Origin of the sequence: Proteus sp. G3927, assembly GCF_963894685.1 — a bacterium.
Lineage (GTDB): Bacteria > Pseudomonadota > Gammaproteobacteria > Enterobacterales > Enterobacteriaceae > Proteus > Proteus mirabilis.
This window is the reverse complement of sequence record NZ_CAWQGX010000034.1, coordinates 127,076-147,429: the sequence shown is the minus strand read 5'-3', so window position 1 is coordinate 147,429 and position 20,354 is coordinate 127,076. Positions and strand designations below refer to the sequence as shown.

Below are 20,354 nucleotides of genomic sequence, written 5' to 3'. Positions count from 1 at the left end.
CCGCCCTCATTGTTAGCAAAATGAGGGCAATATCAATGACGGAACATTAATGGCAAAAACAGTTGAACAAATTGCAAATGATCTGAATTTATCTATCACCACAGTGCGATTAGTACTCAATGGTAAAGGTGATCAATATCGGATCAGTGCAAAAACCCAGAAAAAAATTGCTGATTATGTCGAAGTTTTTGGTTATACCGTTAACCATGCGGCAAGAAGCTTAAAACTCAATAAAACAGATACCTATGGTCTGGTTATTCCTCGGCTGTCCAACCCCTTCTTTGCTGCTTTAGCGGAAAAGTTAGAGATGCATTGTCACCAGATTGGTTGCCAGCTGATGATAAGTTGTACCTATGGTGATATTAAAAATGAAAATAAGCTCGTAAAGTCTATGGATGAGCGTAATGTTGATGGGATTTTTATTGTTTCAGCGAGTCGAAAAAATCAGCAACATCACGTTAAACATCGTCAAAAGCCTTTAGTGTTCTTAGATAGAGATTTTTCTGTTAGTAATGCAATTTGCGTGGCGTCTGATAACTGTGATAGTGGTGCACAATTAACGAAAGCGATGATACAGCAAGATGCGCCAATCCACTTTTTTGCCGGTGATGCTCTTCTTCCTACTATTGCAGCTCGTTTGCGCGGTTATGTTCAGGCGATCAAAGCCCATTATGGTGATGAAAGCCATGTAACCGTTTCCTATGCAGAACATAACACCACCAAAGATGGTGAACAGATGATGAAGCAATATCTTGAACAACATCGGCAGATCCCCAGTCATTTTATTGCCTCATCACTGCCCATTTTAGAAGGCGTATTAAGTGCTATTCGCCAAACAGAAGGTGTTATTCCCGCACATATCAATATAGGTACTTTTGATGATCACGTTATGTTAAGTTTTTTACCTAATAATGTCTGGTCAATGAAGCAAGATGAAACCTTATTGGTAGAAAAAGCCTTTGAAATCATGACTGCTAAGATAGCAGGTAACGTAGTGAAAGCACCTCCATTAATTAAAACACAACTTATCAAACGCCTAATTGCAGGAGCATGAGTCAAATATCGTGATTATTCGCCTCACTTTGTGAGTAGAATAAGCTTTCTATTCGCCTCATTGGGGGGATGTATGTGGTTAATGGCTACCCATTCTCTTCTGATATGATGAATGTTATATCATCAGATATGCGACTTTAATGTAGGCTATATATGAAAAAAATATTTTCTTTTTTTTTAAAAGACCTTAAACAATCTTTAATATTAAGCATTATTGCTATTTTTTTTGTCCTTTATAGTGTTTTGATTGTTCGGTTTTTTCCCTATTTCTATGGTCGAATACTATTAGTATCATTTGTGATTATTTGCTTAATATTTTCCTTTCTTCCTATAAAGAAAGAAGAAAAGAGAAAATAATTATTTAGTCAGCGCTAGTGATCAGAAAATAAAAGAGAACTTAATGTAAATTTCGTGATCGAGTCGTTTTGATAATCAGTACAATGTATTGAGCGCCTTGGGCGCTGGTGGACGTAGTGTAAGATATATTTTGCAAGATTAAATTTTTTATTATTGCAGCGATAATGGCCATTTTAATTTATGCGCTTTATGATCATTCTTTTGTATGGCTTGTCACGGTGTCATATTCTATTAAATCCCTAATGAAAATAGGGACTCTTGATTATCTCTGGTTAGAGGCTCATAATTTAAGCAGATAGCTCCATTTTATTAATATAAAAGGATATTAAAGAAAGATGAACGATGATGTTGACCGATGTCCTGAGTGTCAAGTAAGGGCATACTATACGGATGATTTTGTCCGTGTTTACCAAGCCTATTCTACTACTATCGCTCAGAGCGCAGTCGCAAATGGTACTTTTGTTTCTCCCCCTTTTAGTATGACCCGTATGACTTGGGTAAAACCCTCCTTTCTTTGGATGATGTATCGCTCAGGGTGGGGGCGCAAAGATCCCAATCAAGCGTCTATTTTGGCTGTTGATATTACCCATGAAGGCTTTCAACAGATGCTAACACAAGGTGTGGTCAGTCATTTCGATCCAGACCACTATGTGAGTGCCAAAGAATGGCAAGAAGCAACAGAAACCAGTGATATTCGTATTCAGTGGGATCCTGAACGAGATATTTATCTTAATCGCTTAAGTTATCGCACTATTCAAATAGGGTTACGTAATCAAGCAGTAGAAAAATATTGCAATGAGTGGATTGTTAATATTACCGATATTACTGATAAAGTGCGTAAAATAGATACTTGTATTACTAATGGCGATCTAGATACTGCATATAGCTTACTTCCTATCGAGCAACCTTATCATTTTGCAAAATAATCTCGCCTAGAAAAACCCCGCCAATAGACTATGGGCGGGGTGATAAGACTAAACCTTCGCAAGTTGTGGGCGAACACCTAATGTATGGCAAATGGCGTAGGTCAATTCAGAGCGGTTAAGAGTATAAAAATGGAAATCTTTCACGCCCTCACGGCTTAAAATTTTCACCATATCAATAGCGATAGAAGCCCCAACCAGTGCGCGAGTTTCTGGATCGTTGTCTAAGCCATCAAACATTTTATGCATCCAACCGGGGATCTTCACATTGGTTAATCCGGCAAAACGTTTTAACTGTTTAAAATTGGTGACAGGTAAAATACCTGGAACAATTTCTACATCAATACCCGTTGAAACACAGCGATCACGAAAGCGTAAGTAACTTTCTACATCAAAGAAAAATTGTGTAATGGCTCGATTAGCGCCCGCATCCACTTTCTTTTTTAAATTAATAAGATCAGCCTGTGCGCTTTTAGCTTCGGGATGCACTTCTGGATAAGCAGCAACCGAAATATCAAAATCTCCTACATCTTTCAGTAAATGAACCAGATCAACGGCATACATATCTGGCTTCTGGCTGTTATCAGGTAAATCTCCCCGTAGCGCCACAATATGACGAATACCACTTTGCCAATAGTCTTGGGCAATATGCTGTAATTCTTCACGACAGGCATCAATGCAGGTTAAATGTGGTGCCGCCTCAAGGCCTGTACGCTCTTTTATATCTTTAATAATGGCATGTGTTCTATCTCGTTCACCTGAATTTGCACCATAAGTGACCGAAACAAAGCTAGGTTTTAAGGTATTTAGACGAGCCAGTGATTGCCAGAGTGTATTTTCCATCTCTTGTGTGCGAGGAGGAAAAAACTCAAAAGAAACTTGGATCTGGCCATCTAATTCAGCAAGATTTTGATTAAGCGCTTCATGCTGGCTTGCGTGATAAAAGCTCATACCTATACCTCATCAATCGTTGTGTCACATGTTGTTATTGTTATTCCGTTAAGTATCGCTACTTATTTACCCATCTAACCATTTAGACGTCTAGATGTAGATTCTCTTAATTCGGTTATTTAGTCAACAGTTATTCACCTTAGTTTCAATGAGGATAATTCAATCGGAAGAGGAGAAAATTTCATGTTGCACGATGACAACCTTAAATAACGTAAAGTCGCAGAAGGGATACGTTTGAAGATTTTCTTCTATAATAAAATTAACTCATTGATTGAATGGGAGTAGAAATGATCACTTGTAAACGTGTCTATGATGATAAAGACGGTAAGCATGAAGGTTATCGTGTATTAGTGGATAGATTATGGCCTAGAGGGGTGAAAAAGAGCGATTTTCATTATGATGAATGGAATAAAGCGCTCGCGCCTTCTACTGAATTAAGAAAATGGTTTCATGAAAATGGCGATTTCACACAATTTACGGCTCGCTATATAAAAGAATTAGAAGCAATACCGGAAAGTTGGCAACCACTATTGAAGGTAGCCAAAGAAAAACCATTAGTATTACTGTATTCCGCTAAAGATGAAAAACAGAATAATGCTGTGGTTTTAATGGAATTTTTGCAAAAACAGTGCAAAACTAGCTGAAGCAATTATTGATGGGTTTGTCAGATGTAATGTCAATAGCATCATATGCGGCAATAAAAAAAGTGGCGCTATTATCGCGCCACAAAAATTGCTAATAAGAACATTGAACAGAGTCAGAGAATATTTTACTGCATTATGCTGTGTGCGTATTTGCCTCTAACCATTGCGTAATACGTTGTTTTTGTTCATCATTAAGCCACATACCAAGTTTGGTACGACGCCAAATAGCATCATCAAGCTCAATCACCCACTCATGTTTAACTAAATAACGTAATTCAGCTTCGTAAAGATTATGACCGAAATTTTCGCCCATTCCGGCTAAATCAGTAATTCCTTCTAGCAACACTTCAGTATTGCTACCATAAGTGCGAGCAAAACGTAGTGCTAATGCTTCTGGTAACCAAGGATGACGTTGGCGAATAAGGCGTGAATAGCCATCACGATCGTAACCTTCTAAGTTCCCCCCCGGTAATTGACCCTCTTTTGTCCACGCTTGACCCATATTAGGGAAATAAGCATTTAGCTTATCAACCGCGTGTTCACCGAGTTTACGATAAGTCGTTAATTTACCACCAAACACAGAGAGTAGTGGTGTTTTACCATTATCATCATGTACATCTAAGGTATAGTCACGAGTGATAGCTTGTGGAGAATCGGATTCGTCATCACATAATGGACGCACCCCTGAATAATTCCAGACGATATCGTCTTTGGTCAGTTGTTTCTTAAAGTGGTCGTTATAGACTTTTAATAAGTACTCAACTTCATTGTTATCAATAGCCACATCTTTTGGATCACCTTTGTATTCAACATCAGTGGTACCAATAATAGAGAACTCATCCATCCAAGGGATCACGAATACAATGCGGTTATCTTCATTTTGTAAGATATAGGCTTGGGGTTCATCGTGAGCACGTGGGATCACAATATGGCTACCTTTGATTAAGCGAATACCATAAGGTGATTTTAATTTTAACCCTTCATCGAATAATGTTTTAACCCAAGGACCGGCTGCATTCACTAATGCTTTTGCTTGATAGCGAGAAGTTTCACCGGTGCGTAAATCTTGTGCTTCCACCATCCATAAATCGTTTTCACGCCAAGCGCGCGTCACTTTGGTACGAGTACGAACTTCACCGCCACGACGAACGATCTCTTGCGCATTTAATACTACTAAACGAGCATCATCTACCCAACAGTCGGAATATTCAAAACCACGAGTTAATTCAGGTTTTAAGACAGAGTTTGCCCCGAATTTAATACTTTTACTGCCCGGTAAACTGACACGTTTGCCTAGGTGATCATAGAGGAATAAACCAATGCGGATCATCCATGCTGGGCGTAGATGAGGTTGATGCGGTAAACGGAAACGCATCGGAAATGCGATATGAGGTGCCAAACGCAATAAAACTTCACGTTCAGCCAATGCTTCACTGACTAAACGGAATTCGTAATGCTCTAAATAGCGTAAGCCACCATGAATTAATTTTGAGCTAGCAGAAGATGTTGCACTGGCTAAGTCTTGAGCTTCCAGCATTAATACTGAAAGGCCTCGGCCTGCTGCATCCGCCGCAATTCCAGCGCCGTTTATTCCGCCGCCGATGACAATCAAGTCTTTAGTTTCCATAACATCCTCCTAAGAATGCGCGAAACAATTCTTTAATGTTCGTTTTCGCTCATAATTGTAATGAATTTTGTTGGAAATGCCAACTATATAACCGATAAAAAACATTACTGCGTGATATAAATAACAATTTATTATCATATCCCTACATTTAGTGTGCTTATTAACTGAAAAGAACAAATGATGTTATTGATAAGAATAGGAAAGGGAATGGGGTTTGACAAAAGAATAAATAGGTAAAAAAAGCGGAAAATTTTAGGAAAAAGTACCCCGAAAGGTACTTTTTAATAGAGGGTTATCCTAGCAAAGCTCAAGCTGAACGTTATGTTGTTCAATAATTTTTTGAATGCCAGATGGTGGCTCTTGGTCGGTGAAAAGGTAATCAATCAGATTCATATTACCAAGATTGACCATCGCGTTACGGCCAAATTTAGAGTGGTCGGTCACTAGCATAACACAACGAGAATTTTCGATTATGGCACGTTTAGTGCGGACTTCATGGTAGTCAAATTCCAACAAAGATCCGTCCATATCAATACCACTTATCCCTAAGATGCCGTAATCAAGGCGGAATTGAGAGATAAAATCCAGGGTGGCTTCACCGACAATACCACCATCACGGGTACGCACTTCGCCACCCGCTAAGATCAAGCGAAAGTCTTCTTTATCCATCAATAAAGTGGCGACATTCAGATTATTAGTGACGATACGCAGATTTTTATGGTTAATCAGTGCATGGGCTACGGCTTCAGGGGTAGTACCAATATCAATAAATAGTGTTGCACCATCAGGAATTAAGCTAGCAACACGTTGGGCAATACGTGATTTTTCATCAGACCACATGATCTTACGGTCGTGGTAAGCGGCATTCACAGAGCTAGAGGGTAATGCAGCGCCTCCATGATGACGTTGGATTTTGTTCTTTTCCGCTAATTCATTTAAATCACGTCGGATAGTCTGTGGGCTGACCTCAAAATGTTCCACCAATTCTTCGGTGCTGACATAGCCTTGTAAGCGTACCAGTTCGATGATGGCATCATGCCGTTGTGTTTGCTTCACAGGTGTCCCCTAAAGTTAAAAATATCATGTTAATTTTATTATGATTGACGAGATAATTGATGTCGATTATCCCACAAAGCCATCAATAAGCCGATAAGGAAGCCGGCAAAATGTGCAGCATTTCCGATAGAATCACCTAAAACGCCCATATAACCCGCGATTATCCACAATATGGAAAAAACAATTAAGCCGGTAGGAACACCGATCCCTTTTTCTGGAGCCCGCAAACCTGTTAAGCCAACATAGCTAATTAGCGCGTAAACAACACCAGAAAGTCCACCAAAGTTGGATTCTGCAAACAGTGATTGTGCCCAATTACTAAATAGCGCAGAAATGAGCATAATGACAAATAATTTGCCTGTACCCAGTTGTTTTTCTGTTTGGCTGGCTAAATACCACCACATCGCTAAATTAAAGGCGATATGCATGAGCGAAAAGTGAACAAATGCTGGGGTGATATAACGCCATAGTTCAAAATCGAGACTAGCATCGTATGGCCATGCAAGGTGTAACATGACATTGTAATCGCCCACTATTTGCTGCCAGATAAAGACGAGCACACATAAGATTATGGTCAAAACCGTTAAAGGGCCTGATTGTTGCACCATGCTTTTGATTGAAAAAGCCGGGCGATATTGTAGACCCGTACGTTGAGGCGTACCTGTTTGCCAACTTGCCGCTTGGTAACGAGGGTGAAAAGGTTCACGAAGAAAGGTTTTTAGCTCACTTTCAACCTGATTGAGTTGTTGTTCGTTTTCCAACCAAAGGCTGACTTGTTGATTTTCTGTTTTTGCGTGGATCCGAACACCTTTTGTCGCCATATAATTGACGAACATATCAGCAAGTTGCGGGTTAGATAGTGTGATAATGTGGATCATTGAGAAACTCATCTGTAATTATTGCAGAGAAGTTATCGCTTGAGGAAACTCTCTTAGCCATGCTTCAAAACCGCCATTAATACTATATACGGTTTCAAAGCCCATATTGACCAGATATTGTGCTGCGCCTTGGCTACTATGACCGTGATAACACATCACCATCACAGGAACATCAAAATCAGCATCTTGTAGAAATTGGTTAAGCGTATCATTTGTTAAATGAAAAGCGCCAGTGGCATGACCAAGACGATAACTTTGCGGATCTCTTACATCAACTAAAATAGCCGATTGAGATACCCAAAATTGATAGGCTTGTTCAACACTAAGAAATTGAAAACTATCCATAATTGTCTTATTTATTATATTGTTAATTACATTGTTATGTTCTGAGCGAGAGAACGATATCACTATAATAACGTCAAATCAGTAAAGATGGCGTTACCTTTTGTAAATGATAATGGCATATACACAAATCCCCTAGGATATCTGTGCAGGTGAATATCAAAGGGGATTTGTAATAGAGGATCAGTAGTAGGAGTGATCACCACGTTGGTGTTCGGTTAAATCTTTCACGCCTTTTAACTCTTCTGGGAACAGGTTAAGTAGCTCTTTTTCGATACCATCTTTTAAAGTGACATCAATCATGGAGCAGCCATTACAACCACCACCGAATTGTAAGATAGCATAGCCATCTTCAGTGATTTCCATCAAGCTTACGCGGCCACCGTGACTCGCTAACTGTGGATTGATTTGTGATTGCAGTACATATTCAACACGTTCAATTAAAGGCGCATCGTCAGCCACTTTACGCATTTTTGCATTAGGTGCTTTTAATGTTAATTGTGAGCCTAATTGGTCTGTGACAAAGTCAATTTCTGCATCTTCTAAGAAAGGTGCACTGATGTCATCAACATAAGCAGAAAGTTTTTCAAATTTAATTTCTGTGTCGTTCGGCTCTACTGCATCGGGTGGACAGTAAGAAACGCCACACTCAGCGTTAGGTGTTCCTGGGTTAATGACAAAAACACGGATTTGAGTATTGGGTTCTTGATTAGCCAATAGTTTGGCGAAGTGTGCCTGTGCGGCATCAGTAATAGTAATCATATCGTCTTGCTCAATAGTTGACTGTTCTGGTTGGTTATCATACGCCCAATTGACGGTTAACTACAAGGTTCGGCAAATAGCCCATACCTCAACAGAGCGTGCTCCAGCACGAAATAGCAAAGGTACAATAGCATTGAGCGTCGCGCTTGTGGTGATAACATCATCAATCAGTGCCAGATCCTTGCCTGCCACTGACACTGTGCGATTTACGATAAAGGCATTATCTAAATTTTGTTGCCTTTGTTTGGCATTAAGATGTGTTTGTGCCAGTGTAGCACGAGTTCTTATCAAGGTATTAGGGTGATAAGGACAATTTAACCATCTTGCCAAAGGTTTAGCGATAGCCTCAACTTGGTCGAAGCCTCTACGCCAACGACGATGTCGATGTAGCGGTACGCTAATAATTTGCTCTGGCTTGCGAACTAAATTCTCGCGACGATGAGCAAGCCACCGTAATAAAAAAAGTTTCGCAAGACATAATGCTATCTGAGGGCGAGGATGATATTTATAAAGGTGTAATAATTTATTAAGCGGTGGGCGATAGTCAGTGACTGTCAACATCTGTTTCCAGCGAGGTGGTGATCGCAAACACCGTCCACACAATATCATTGAGTGGGTAGAGGGATACAAACATCCCGGACAACGATTATTTTGTTGTGGCAGATGACGAATACAACTTGAACAAATGCTGTGGTTACCATACCGCAATGGTTGACGACATAACCAGCAATATCCTGCTATTGTTATCAGCATAGTGAACATCCCTGTAAAATAAGAGAAGAGAGCATAACAATGAATAAATTGTATTGGCAGACTTTAGGTGAAGGAAAAACGCATCTTGTGCTGTTGCACGGATGGGGCTTGAATGCTCAGGTTTGGCAATCAATCATCACGCGATTAAGCTCGCATTTTACCCTGCATCTGGTTGATTTACCGGGATACGGCAGAAGCCAAGGTTTTCCTGTGCTAACGCTTAAAGAGATGGCTGATATTGTTTTTTCACAGGCGCCTGAAAAAAAAGCCATTTGGCTAGGATGGTCATTAGGGGGATTAGTGGCAAGCCGTATTGCACTTGATAATCCTAATAATGTACGGGCGTTAATTACCGTTGCCTCTTCCCCCTGTTTTGCTGCTCATGAAACATGGCCAGGAATTAAGCCAGACGTGTTAAAAGGTTTCGAGCAACAATTGAGTGATAACTTTCATCGAACGGTTGAGCGCTTTTTAGCCTTGCAAACACTCGGTACTCAAAGTGCTCGTGAAGATACTAAGGCCTTGAAAGCGGTCGTGTTGGCACAACCTTTGCCTTCCGTTGAAACATTAAACGGCGGGCTGGAAATTTTACGTACAGAAGATTTGCGAGAACAGCTTACTACCTTATGTTGTCCTTTTATTCGGCTTTATGGTTATTTAGATGGTTTAGTGCCAAGAAAAGTCGCAGCTTTATTAGATGCTCATTATCCTGACTCTCCTTCGGTTATTTTTCGCCATGCCGCACATGCTCCCTTTATTTCTCATCCGGATGAATTTAGTGAAACCTTGTTAAAGCAGTGTGAGGCCTTATCAATTCTGGCATGAATGAAGAGGTTATAACGCTAATAGACTATTCAAGATGATATAGCGTTTCGCATTCTGGTGGGTTGGTTATGGTATCTAATATAGGGCAGGTTCGTTCAATAAAGGCGATAAAAGCTTCTATTTCTGTTTTACTATTATCTGCTTGGATATAGAAATGCGTCGTTATCTTACTAAAGCCGATTTTAGCCTGTTTATTCTTTCCCATAAAGCCATCGATATCTAGCTCGCCTTTTACCTCAATACGAATATTATGGAGATTAATATGGTGTAGGCGGGCGAAGCTCTTAGCAACAATGCATTTACAAGCACCGAGTGTGCCAAGTAGCGCTTCAACGGGGGTCATCGCGGTATCGTTTCCACCCAATGAAATAGGCTCATCAAGTAATAATTGAAATTGGCGAGAAGCACATTGCATCTGCAACCCACCTTGTGTACCCGTAGAGATAATGGATGAGAATTCAGTAATCGGCATAATTTATTATCCTAATTAAGGTAAATGTATATAATTTCATTTTGGACATTTAGATGTCTTTATGGCTATTTAAGGATTGGATTATGCGCAGGTGGTGGGAAAAGTAAAATGAAGAATAACCAGTAAAAGTTGAAAAAAATTCATTTTGATTATCAGAAAAACCCCCTGTGAGATAGCAGGGGGATATGGAAGGTATGTGTTTAAAAGAGACAGTGAGTTAGGAGCGTAATTGATAAACTTTAGTCTGACATGCGGTGGCTTCAGGGCAGCTTTTACAGCTACCCACCAAGCACTCTTCTACATCGACCTCTTGTAATTTACCCATTAACGTAAGCCGCTCTAACATCGCTTTTACCATAGGTTCAGGCATATTAAGCTGATGGCTGACAAGACGAGCATCAGCCCGACCGTTAAGCGCGACACAATCACGAACTTGCATCAAACTTGCCATCTTATTTTTCCTTTTGTGACTTAGTGACAGCTACCTTGTTTACTACAGCACTGTTTCGCTAATGAGCGTTTGTTACTTAAATTAAAACTGAGACGATGACGAGATTTACGTAATAGTACAAAGACAATTAAGTTAAATATCAATACAGCAGCAATGGTGATGGTACTACTTTGTGGATGTTCGCTAAATGTCGCTGTTTGGTAGAATAACGCGGCAAGTGAGTAAGCAATATTTAATCCCCAAAGAATAGAGAATGTCATCCAACCACGACTGGTTTCACGAGCAATAGCCCCCATTACGGAGACACAAGGCACATATAGTAGAACGAAAATTAAGTAGCTATAGGCCGCTATTGCACTACCAAATTTGCTGCCCATGGTACCCATAGTCCCCGTATCCATTTCACCATCACCTTTACTTGCCTCAATAGGGTTGGAAAGCGCGGCGAATGTAAAGGTTTCTTTTAAGCTATCCCAAGTTTCAGCAAAGGCGTCACCAATTTCGCCCCATAGATCAAACTCTTCAGGAACGAAAGGTTCATTAACAATACTTTCTGCGGTGTACAGTGTATTTAATGTTCCCACAACCACTTCTTTTGCCATTGCCCCAGTGACTAAACCAACGGTAGCTTGCCAGTTATCGTTATGCACACCAATAGGTTGCAATAACGGAGTGATCACTTTACTGACGGAAGCGAGGGCAGAATCATTAATACTATCAGCCGCTTTACCGGAAAAAGTGAAGCTATTTAATGCACCAATAAACATACTGGCGATGATAATCACTTTACCCGCGCGGATAACAAAGCCTTTTAAACGTTGCCAAGTTTGTATTAATAAGGTTTTGATATGGGGAACGTGATAAACCGGCAACTCCATGACAAAAGGAGAAGCTTCACCTCGCATAATGGTATGTTTGAGTAGTAAACCCGTCAAAATAGCAACAAGGATCCCTAATAAATAAAGTGAAAAAACCACGCTGGCGCCATTTTTACCAAAGAATGCGGCAGCAAAAACAGCAAATATGGCTAAACGTGCGCCACAAGACATAAAGGGAGCCATTAAGATAGTAATTAATCGCTCTCTTGGGGCGTCTAGAGTACGTGCCCCCATAATGGATGGGACGTTACAACCAAATCCAACAATCAGCGGTACAAAGGATTTACCGGGCAATCCTAGCGCTTGCATTAATCTATCCATCACGAAAGCAGCACGTGCCATATAGCCAGAGTCTTCAAGGATAGATAAAAAGAGATACATCATGCCGATTTGTGGTACCAGAGGGAGTACAGTATTAATACCACCACCAACACCTTGAGCAAGGAAAATAGTTAACCATTCAGGGAAATTGAATGTTGCACCTAGCCATTGGATCCCATGTATAAAGATAGCTTCAGAGCCACCTTCAAAAGCAGGCTGCAATGCTCCACCAATATTGATGGCAAGCACAAACATTAAATACATGACAAACAAGAAGATAGGAACACCTAACCAGCGATTTAATATCACTTTATCGATATTTTGTGTGAGCTGATTGGGCTTGATGGACTCCATATTAATGACTGCATGGCAAATACGCTCAATGTTTTGATAACGTGCATCGGCAATCACTAATTCTGGCTCATTACTATGCTCAGTTTGAATGCGCTGACGAATGGCTTTTATCTCTTGTGAGGTAATTTCAGCACGTTGATGAGTATAGATATCCCCTTCTAAACATTGTAATGCCATCCAACGGCGTTGCTGTAAATTGAATTCATCGTGATTAATTTTTTCAGCTAAAGATTCAACTTCGTTTAATAACCATGTTGGATAAGAAGTTAGTAACTCTTCGGGTTTTCTTTTGGTGGCTGGAAAGCTATCAATAGTGTCTTTCAGTTTATCAATCCCTGATGCCTTGGTTGATACCATAGGGATCACTGGACAACCGAGTTGTTCAGAAAGCGCTTGAATATCAATTTGCATATTTTGGTGTTCAGCAATATCAAGCATATTTAGTGCCACGATACAGGGAATACCGAGTTCAAGCAGTTGTAATGTGAGATAAAGATTACGTTCAAGATTGGAAGCATCTACAACGTTAATCAACATATCTGCTTCATTACTTAAGATGAAGTGACAAGCAATTTGCTCATCAAGAGAGGTCTGTTCTGAAATTGTTGTTAAAGAATAAGTGCCCGGTAAGTCAACTAATTCAATTTTATGATTTTTGGTTGTAAAGCGACCTACCTTACGTTCAACAGTAACACCCGCCCAGTTACCGACACGTTGACGAGAGCCTGTTAACTGATTAAAAAGCGTTGTTTTACCCGCATTAGGATTACCGATAAGACCAATAGTAAGAGGAGTCATAATAGTGATGCCAGTAGTTGTATTGCCTGAGTAGTTGATAAATAAGCTGTTATTTTTCGTTATGAGCGATTTCGCTAAGATTTATCAAAGCGAGATCTTTTTTACGCAAAATTAAAGAGACCCGATGAGTTTCAATTTGGATAGGATCACCTAAAGGTGCGATACGGATCACATTGAAAATAGCGCCTGGCAGCATCCCTAATGATAATAGCTTCTGCCGATAGGCAGGGCTAATTTGCGGGGAATAGCTGAGGATCTTGTAGCTATGATTTGGAATGAGAGACATAAAACGTCCTTCCACTAATTATATTGATACAAAAAATAATGATACTGATAATTATTAACGCATTTAAAAAGAAAACGCACAAGAAAAATAGGGTGATTAGGTAAATATTTAATGCAAATGAGAATTATAACCATCTTTATTGAGTATAATTTAGCCCACAATGGCTATGTGTTCTCTTGATGTACATCAATTTAATTTATAATAATGGTCGAAAAGCTATCAGATAAATGCCGTGAAGGCTGTACTGTTATTCATCAAAAAACAAACTGTAACAGTTAGAGATAATTGCGCATCATTAGTGTAACAATCAGTGAATGCTATTAACGGGATCTATCATCAAGGTCATACTGACAGATCCCGTTGCAGAGAATAGTGCTAGTTAATTAGTGGGATTAGTGAGTCTGCTGGTGGCTAAAAAGTTGATAAATCGTATTAGGGGTATAACTATAACCTTCATAAGAGATAACCCAATCAGTGATGAACGCAATATCAATGGGATAAATGCCACCTTCTTCCATTTCTTGTACATAGAATGGTACGTTAAGTAACTTAGCATAAATTCGGTCACCTTCTCGAGACTGAGGGATAAACCACATGTGCTCAAGCTCTTTTTCTTCCTTATCACCATAAGGAATACCAAACTTAATCATAAATTGCCATGGGCTCTCAGTTTCTTCATTGCTCTCTTTACTACCTAATAATTTTGCCAAGAAACCGGTTTTTTTCTCTACGGGGGGCTGATGGTAGTTATCAAACATGGAGAGAAAATATTGCCAACGCCTTTTGGCCTTTTCTGCCATTTCGTAGGTTTCTTCGTTACTGCGTAGTAGCATCATGGCTTGTTGTTCTTCATAACCTTTAAAGAAAGTTTCTAAAATAGGGTTTTCTTCATTAGTTCTAAATAACATCGATGATGGGTGCTGATGATATTCGTCTCTATCAGCCATATCGCCCAGAAATACGCCATGTGGTGCCCCTTGAGTGTTATAACGCATCTCTTCTAATGGTCTAAGACTATCTAAAGGTGTGGACTGATTAACGTGACGTATACCTTCTTCAAAGGGCAGCGCGACTAAATATTCTAATCCTGACGAAGTTTGTCCACAAAGCATCGGCTCGCCAAATTCAATTTGGCGGTTGTTAATACTGTTATTGACAAAACAACGGAAAAGATCAGGAATACCGTAGTAAGATTCCAACATGCTTGGGATCACTAAATCAACTTCAGTTAAGCCACAACGTTGCAAGCCATGGGTATGAAACCAGAACATGGTTGGTGGATCATTTTCTGTATCGTAAACTGCATGAATAACATACAAACTTTCTACTTCAGGATAGAGATCGGGTGTCTCCAATTGAAAGCGTATCCATTCGGGAGTTAATCCTTTACCTGCGGCAGATTCATCCAGTGCGAGGATCATTTCTGGCGCAATTATGTTCAGTAGATTGAGCTGATGGCGATAACTCGCTAAAGGATGTAGGGTGTCAGAGAACATCGTTTCTAATAAGATGTCTTGAGTGGTGGCATTGGCATGGGCTAATAGCTCAGGAGTCATCTCATCTGTCGCATACATAGGACGTATTTGATAATCTTCTGATCGTGGTAGCAGACAGATAAAAAAATGGAGCTCATCATCGCCATGTTGGCAATGATAGAAAAAACCTTCATCAAGATCATCACTAAGATAGCTTATCTCACCATCTGTGTATTCGGTCTGTTCCTCTAGGCGTTGTTCTATCAATGCATAGTTTAGTGGCTGTGCAGGGAATGCCACTATACGAGAGGGCTCTTTTTTTCCTTGCCCTGCGGCGATATCTAAATAGTGTTGTTTATTATCCATACTTATTATTACTCGTATATTAAAAGAAGAAAAATAGAATATCAGGGTTATTTAATAAGAAATAGATAGAGTTGTCTGAGCTTTTATTTAAAAAATAAATTTAAATAAAAAATCATAATTTCTAATTATGACTATTTAAAATAGAGAGAAAGGAAATGAACAGATACCAATATATATTTGGTATCTGTCAGATTAAGATAGGGTAACGATAAATTACTTACCTTTTAATAACTGCATAATATCTTCTGTTTTTTCTTCATCGTCATCTTCTTCAAACTCAATGCCTAATTCCGCCATTAACGCATCGATGCGATCAAGGGTTTTTTCAGTATAAGCTTGCTCTTCAGGATTGAGTTTACCCCCTTCTTCCAGACGAGAGAGTAATTCATCTAAACGAGTATCATTCTCTAAGAGTGCTAACTCTTCTTCTAACGATAAGCGCATAGGCTCCATTTTTGCTGGCGCGGATTTTTTCTTATCTACTTTAGGCGCCTGATTATCCACGATGAGAGGGATGGGTTTTTTACTACCAATACGTGGATCTTTCTGTTCATTGGTTTGCGCTTGCTCTTTTTTCATCGCTTCCTGCTGACGGTTACCAGCAGGATTGCCACGATGCTTTTTCTGGCGCTTACGTTCACGTCCTTCTGCATTTAGCTCTTCACGTGTTTTTTTACGCGTTTTAGCTGCGGGTTTTCTTTTAATCATATTCATAATGGTAACTCGATTTGTGATCTTATTGGTTGCGCAATCTATCAGAAACTATTTTGCGATAAAAGCACGAATTTAAGACAATTTAATATTTACTCACGTACAATGTAGCGCTCGGTTTACTATACTTTACTGTATTGTGATAGCAATTAACTATAAATTTAAACTAATTAACTTAACATTCTGTTTATTATGACATTATCATTTGCTCGATTACGCAAACCAGTTTATTGGTGGATAATTGGTTATGCGGTTTTATGGATTATCGTCAGCTATTTATTTGATCCCACCGTACCTTATGATGCCGTAGAAGCGGTTAACTGGGGTACTAATGGCGGTTGGGGCTCACCTAAAAACCCTTGGTTTGTTGGTTTTATTATGTGGCCAGCCATTTATGGTGGTATTGATTTTAGCTTTTATTGGTATTTTATCCACTTTGTGATGATAGCCATCGGCTTATTAGGTGTTTGGAATTTAGCCTATAAGTTAACCAAAAATTATCACCTAGCTTGGTTTGCCATGTTAGGTTTAAATTTATCAGGAATTATTAATTTCGATATCATTCCTTATAACGATAATTATATTTTAGTGGGTTGCTGGCCTTGGGCGCTCTATTTCTTTTTATGCGCTATCAATGACAACCCCAAATATTGGTGTGGATTCGCTGTAGTGATGGGAGTGGCTACTATGGGGAAATACTCCTCATTAGCCCTGATTGGTGCGGTATTCTTATTAAGCGTATTAGTACCTAAAGTTCGTCAAAGCTATCGCTCCCCTTATTTTTACTTTGCGATAGCTATCTGGTTGGCGTTTGTCATACCTAATTTTATTTGGTTGTGGCAAAACGACTTTGCCGCCTTTAAATGGGTCGACTCACAAATAGAAGCACGTTTTAATTTACGTACGTTACGTGCCGCTTTAACGGTTTTCTATCCAGTGCTACTAATGTGGGGAATTGTACGTCTTTATGGTGGGCGAGTTAGTTGGCGTACTTCTCAAGATAGTCAATTATTGAATTTTATTTTGCTATTCCCATTAGCGATTATTTTTATTTGGTTTAGTTTCCATGAAGGGGGACGCATCACTGAGTGGTTACAACCTTTTATGTCAGTGGCTACCGCTCTTTTTGTCGGCTCAATTAGTGTCATACCTAAGCGTTCATTACGTGGTGTGTTATATGGTTTAGCGGTTTTTGGTATGTTAGTGGTATCTGGTTATACGGTAGTACAAGCTGCTAATGTGCGTAATGCGGGTCAAAAGTTTATTGGTGTTAAAACCTTTGTACAAGATGTCGAGAATGCTTGGCATCAGCATTATCATCAGCCTTTATCTTATGTAGGGGGTGAGTATATGCATGAGTGGGTCACTTTTTATGGCAAAGATAGACCGCTATCAGCCCAACCCTGGATTGTCGAGAAAGATGTTCAGCCCCCTAATATTTATAACCGTCATATTACGTTGGCGCAATTAGAGGACAAAGGTGTCTTATTGATTGGCCCTGTGGGGTATTACTGTGATAAAGCCCATTTCGATGCGGGATTACAATATTGGCCGAGTTTAAAAATAGCAGATACTCAAGAAGTCATGTTTCGCTCTGAGCCCGATGCACTGGCAGAGCCGGTATGTATCGCTTTTGTCTCGCCTAAACAGCAATCAGAGAAGTTGTAAAATGCGTTATGCTGATATTCGTATTGAAACAGAGCGATTATTATTACGCTCTTTTGCCATGAAGGATGCTCAAGAGTGGTTCCAGATTATGAGCTCTCCTGAGGTTACTCGTTATTGGAGCCATCTTCCTTGGCAAAATATACAACAAGCGAAGGAAGATATTATTCAGGATATTACGCATATGGAGCGTAAGGAATATCTGCGTTTAGCCATTATTGATAAAGCAACAGATAAACTTATTGGCATGTGTGTATTCTTCAATCATCATCTCCATTCTTGCCGTGGTGAAATTGGTTATTGTCTTGATAACGCCTTTCAAGGAAAAGGGTTGATGTATGAGGCAATGATTGCTTTTATTGATTATTTAAGAACACATCTATCAATACGCCGTTTAGAAGCGGATATACATCCCGATAACCAAGCCTCTAGGGCATTATTAACCAAGCTTGGTTTTGAGCAAGAAGGCTATTTAAAGCAACGCTGGATTGTCGGTGATGAAGTGTCTGATTCCGCTATTTTTGGTTTGTTGCTACCAACTTATATTAAGTAATTTAAGATAATAAAAAGCACCAGTAATGAATATTATTGGTGCTTTTTTTATTATCAATAAATTAATTTATTAAATATTAAAATAAATTATTTAAATCAATGACGTGAGTATCAATTAATAATATTTTTAGAATAAATAACAGTGAAACGATCACCACACAGAGATTAATTTCTTTCCAGCGTAGAGTACCCACTTTCATCACACAATAGGCGATAAAGCCAAGGGCGATACCTTCGGTGATAGAAAAGCTAAATGGCATCATCACGGCGGTAATAAACGCTGGTACGGATTCAGTTAAATCATCCCATTTTACGCGCGTTAAGCTGGAGGTCATCAGCACCCCGACGTAAATTAATGCCCCTGCGGTAGCGTAGCTTGGCACCATGCCAGCCAGTGGTGATAAGAAAATGGCGAGTAAGAAAAGAATACCGACCACAACTGCAGTTAATCCGGTACGACCACCAACAGAAACACCAGAGGTACTTTCAATAAATGCGGTAACAGATGATGTCCCCATGGCGGAGCCTGCGACAGAGCTTAAACTATCTACATAGAGCGCTTGTTTCATTCGTGGGAATTTACCTTTATCGTCTGTTAAACCTGCCTTATCGGTGACACCAATTAATGTACCGGATGAGTCAAATAAGTTAACCAACATAAAAGCAAAGATAACCCCAGACAAGCCAATATCTAATGCGCCAACAATATCAACCTGCCCTACAACGGGAGCAATAGAAGGGGGGATATCAAAGATACCTTGATATTGAACATCCCCTAATAACAGGCCAATCACCGTAGTGATAATAATCGATATTAAGATTGCCGCATGAATATTACGAGCTGCAAGGATGGCGATAATAAAAAAGCCTAGAGCACCTAATAACACATTGTGGGAGGCAAAATTACCGATAGTCACAATGGTGTCGTTGTTAGGAATAATGATCCCAGAGTTTTTTAGGCCCATCATGGCAATAAACAGACCGATACCGCTGGTGATCCCAACACGTAAACTAAGCGGAATATGCGCTATTATCCAATAGCGTATACGAAAGAGAGTAAGCAAAAAGAGACCTACTGCGCCCCAAAAAATAGCGCCCATGGCCACTTGCCATGAATACCCCATCGCTCCTACTACGACAAAGGCAAAAAAGGCATTTAGACCCATCGCGGGTGCGACGGCGATAGGTAGATTAGCCACCAGTCCCATTAAAATACTACCGAACGCGGCAATTAAGCAGGTAGTAACAAACACTGCTTTAATATCCATATGGGCTGCAGCAAGAATTTGTGGGTTAACAAAGATAATGTAAACCATAGTTAAAAAAGTGGTGACACCGGCGATCAGTTCTGTGCGAACCGTGGTGCCGTGTTCCTGAAGTTTAAACAGGCGTTGGAGCAAACTCTGCGGAGCAGAATTTGGTGATGACATGCTCATAGACAAAAGATCCCAAAAAAAATGTTTTTCGCTTTATCCTACACAAATAAATTAGAAACTGCACCTAAAAAGTAATCGATTGCGTTTTAAGACGAACATATCACGAAAAAGTGTTGTAGAGATAAAGGAGGTATAGGTTTTAATTAAGCATTAATACCTATAGTAATAAGTCTTGTTATTAGAAATAAAATGATATCTCTATTGGTATTATTTTTATCAGAGTAATTATTTATATTGTTTTCATTTTATTTAGTTCGGGATCTAATTAATTATGAATATGCTTTCCTATTGCCAAATAAATATATTTCTCTAAAGTTAACTCACCAGTAAATTTCAATCGATTTTTTGTTTTATATTTTATTTGTCACCTGTTAGTGCTTAATAGATCTTTTAAATAAAGAGAGATCTTATTATTTAA

20 protein-coding genes are annotated in these 20,354 nt (G+C 39.5%); 6 read left to right on the top strand and 14 right to left on the bottom strand.

The features are described from left to right. Positions 1-49 precede the first annotated feature (49 nt). Both AACV00_RS16705 and AACV00_RS16700 read left to right on the top strand, forming a co-directional pair. Positions 50-1,054 (top strand): LacI family DNA-binding transcriptional regulator, encoded by a 1,005-nt coding sequence (locus AACV00_RS16705; protein WP_004249055.1) that lies wholly within the window; start codon positions 50-52, stop codon positions 1,052-1,054. Between the two features lie 691 nt (positions 1,055-1,745). Further along, a complete protein-coding gene (locus AACV00_RS16700) occupies positions 1,746-2,336 on the top strand; it encodes a DUF4291 domain-containing protein (protein ID WP_004246743.1) in 591 nt (196 codons plus the stop codon). Between the two features lie 48 nt (positions 2,337-2,384). On the opposite strand, the gene metF is transcribed toward AACV00_RS16700, so the two are convergent. Continuing rightward, positions 2,385-3,284, bottom strand: a complete 900-nt coding sequence (metF, locus tag AACV00_RS16695; RefSeq protein WP_004246744.1) for a methylenetetrahydrofolate reductase — start codon at positions 3,282-3,284, stop codon at positions 2,385-2,387. 287 nt (positions 3,285-3,571) lie between these two features. Here metF and AACV00_RS16690 point away from each other — a divergent pair, with 287 nt between their 5' ends. Continuing rightward, positions 3,572-3,928, top strand: coding sequence for a DUF488 domain-containing protein (locus AACV00_RS16690; RefSeq protein ID WP_004249056.1), 357 nt, complete (start codon positions 3,572-3,574; stop codon positions 3,926-3,928). Positions 3,929-4,061: 133 nt separating this feature from the next. Here the strand turns inward: AACV00_RS16690 and glpD are convergent, their stop codons facing one another. The 6 genes from glpD to AACV00_RS16660 all read right to left on the bottom strand — a co-directional run bounded on the left by glpD (position 4,062) and on the right by AACV00_RS16660 (position 9,346). After that, the gene (gene glpD, locus AACV00_RS16685; RefSeq protein ID WP_004246748.1) at positions 4,062-5,555 is read right to left on the bottom strand and encodes a glycerol-3-phosphate dehydrogenase; all 1,494 of its coding nucleotides are present in this window, start codon (positions 5,553-5,555) and stop codon (positions 4,062-4,064) included. Positions 5,556-5,852: 297 nt separating this feature from the next. Next, positions 5,853-6,611, bottom strand: a complete 759-nt coding sequence (locus AACV00_RS16680; RefSeq protein WP_004246753.1) for a DeoR/GlpR family transcriptional regulator — start codon at positions 6,609-6,611, stop codon at positions 5,853-5,855. Between the two features lie 38 nt (positions 6,612-6,649). Further along, a complete protein-coding gene (glpG, locus tag AACV00_RS16675; RefSeq protein WP_004246754.1) occupies positions 6,650-7,489 on the bottom strand; it encodes a rhomboid family intramembrane serine protease GlpG in 840 nt (279 codons plus the stop codon). A gap of 18 nt (positions 7,490-7,507) precedes the next feature. Continuing rightward, positions 7,508-7,834, bottom strand: a complete 327-nt coding sequence (gene glpE, locus AACV00_RS16670) for a thiosulfate sulfurtransferase GlpE (protein WP_004249057.1) — start codon at positions 7,832-7,834, stop codon at positions 7,508-7,510. Positions 7,835-8,014: 180 nt separating this feature from the next. Further along, on the bottom strand, positions 8,015-8,593 hold the full coding sequence (nfuA, locus tag AACV00_RS16665; RefSeq protein ID WP_004246756.1) for a Fe-S biogenesis protein NfuA: 579 nt from the start codon (positions 8,591-8,593) through the stop codon (positions 8,015-8,017). Positions 8,594-8,653: 60 nt separating this feature from the next. After that, the gene (locus tag AACV00_RS16660; RefSeq protein WP_017827133.1) at positions 8,654-9,346 is read right to left on the bottom strand and encodes a DNA utilization protein GntX; all 693 of its coding nucleotides are present in this window, start codon (positions 9,344-9,346) and stop codon (positions 8,654-8,656) included. A 39-nt stretch (positions 9,347-9,385) separates the two neighbouring features. On the opposite strand from AACV00_RS16660, the gene bioH reads away from it, so the two are divergent. Beyond that, entirely contained in the window at positions 9,386-10,171 is a 786-nt protein-coding gene (bioH, locus tag AACV00_RS16655) for a pimeloyl-ACP methyl ester esterase BioH (protein WP_004246758.1), read from the top strand. A 25-nt stretch (positions 10,172-10,196) separates the two neighbouring features. On the opposite strand, the gene AACV00_RS16650 is transcribed toward bioH, so the two are convergent. The 6 genes from AACV00_RS16650 to yihI all read right to left on the bottom strand — a co-directional run bounded on the left by AACV00_RS16650 (position 10,197) and on the right by yihI (position 16,286). After that, positions 10,197-10,643 carry an OsmC family protein gene (locus AACV00_RS16650; protein ID WP_004246759.1) on the bottom strand — a complete coding sequence of 149 codons (447 nt, stop codon included), beginning with the start codon at positions 10,641-10,643 and terminating at the stop codon, positions 10,197-10,199. A gap of 217 nt (positions 10,644-10,860) precedes the next feature. Continuing rightward, positions 10,861-11,094 carry a FeoC-like transcriptional regulator gene (locus tag AACV00_RS16645; RefSeq protein ID WP_004246761.1) on the bottom strand — a complete coding sequence of 78 codons (234 nt, stop codon included), beginning with the start codon at positions 11,092-11,094 and terminating at the stop codon, positions 10,861-10,863. Between the two features lie 20 nt (positions 11,095-11,114). Further along, positions 11,115-13,445 (bottom strand): Fe(2+) transporter permease subunit FeoB, encoded by a 2,331-nt coding sequence (gene feoB, locus AACV00_RS16640; protein ID WP_104459590.1) that lies wholly within the window; start codon positions 13,443-13,445, stop codon positions 11,115-11,117. Between the two features lie 49 nt (positions 13,446-13,494). After that, positions 13,495-13,731, bottom strand: a complete 237-nt coding sequence (feoA, locus tag AACV00_RS16635; RefSeq protein ID WP_004246763.1) for a ferrous iron transporter A — start codon at positions 13,729-13,731, stop codon at positions 13,495-13,497. A 392-nt stretch (positions 13,732-14,123) separates the two neighbouring features. Next, complete coding sequence (locus tag AACV00_RS16630; RefSeq protein ID WP_004249059.1) at positions 14,124-15,572, bottom strand: DUF4026 domain-containing protein; 1,449 nt, start codon at positions 15,570-15,572, stop codon at positions 14,124-14,126. 213 nt (positions 15,573-15,785) lie between these two features. Next, complete coding sequence (gene yihI / locus AACV00_RS16625; protein ID WP_004246765.1) at positions 15,786-16,286, bottom strand: Der GTPase-activating protein YihI; 501 nt, start codon at positions 16,284-16,286, stop codon at positions 15,786-15,788. Between the two features lie 189 nt (positions 16,287-16,475). On the opposite strand from yihI, the gene AACV00_RS16620 reads away from it, so the two are divergent. After that, positions 16,476-17,951, top strand: coding sequence for a glycosyltransferase family 39 protein (locus AACV00_RS16620; protein ID WP_004246766.1), 1,476 nt, complete (start codon positions 16,476-16,478; stop codon positions 17,949-17,951). A gap of 1 nt (position 17,952) precedes the next feature. Next, a complete protein-coding gene (locus AACV00_RS16615; protein ID WP_004246767.1) occupies positions 17,953-18,501 on the top strand; it encodes a GNAT family N-acetyltransferase in 549 nt (182 codons plus the stop codon). A 76-nt stretch (positions 18,502-18,577) separates the two neighbouring features. On the opposite strand, the gene AACV00_RS16610 is transcribed toward AACV00_RS16615, so the two are convergent. After that, entirely contained in the window at positions 18,578-19,936 is a 1,359-nt protein-coding gene (locus tag AACV00_RS16610; RefSeq protein ID WP_004249062.1) for an NCS2 family permease, read from the bottom strand. Positions 19,937-20,354: the final 418 nt, after the last annotated feature.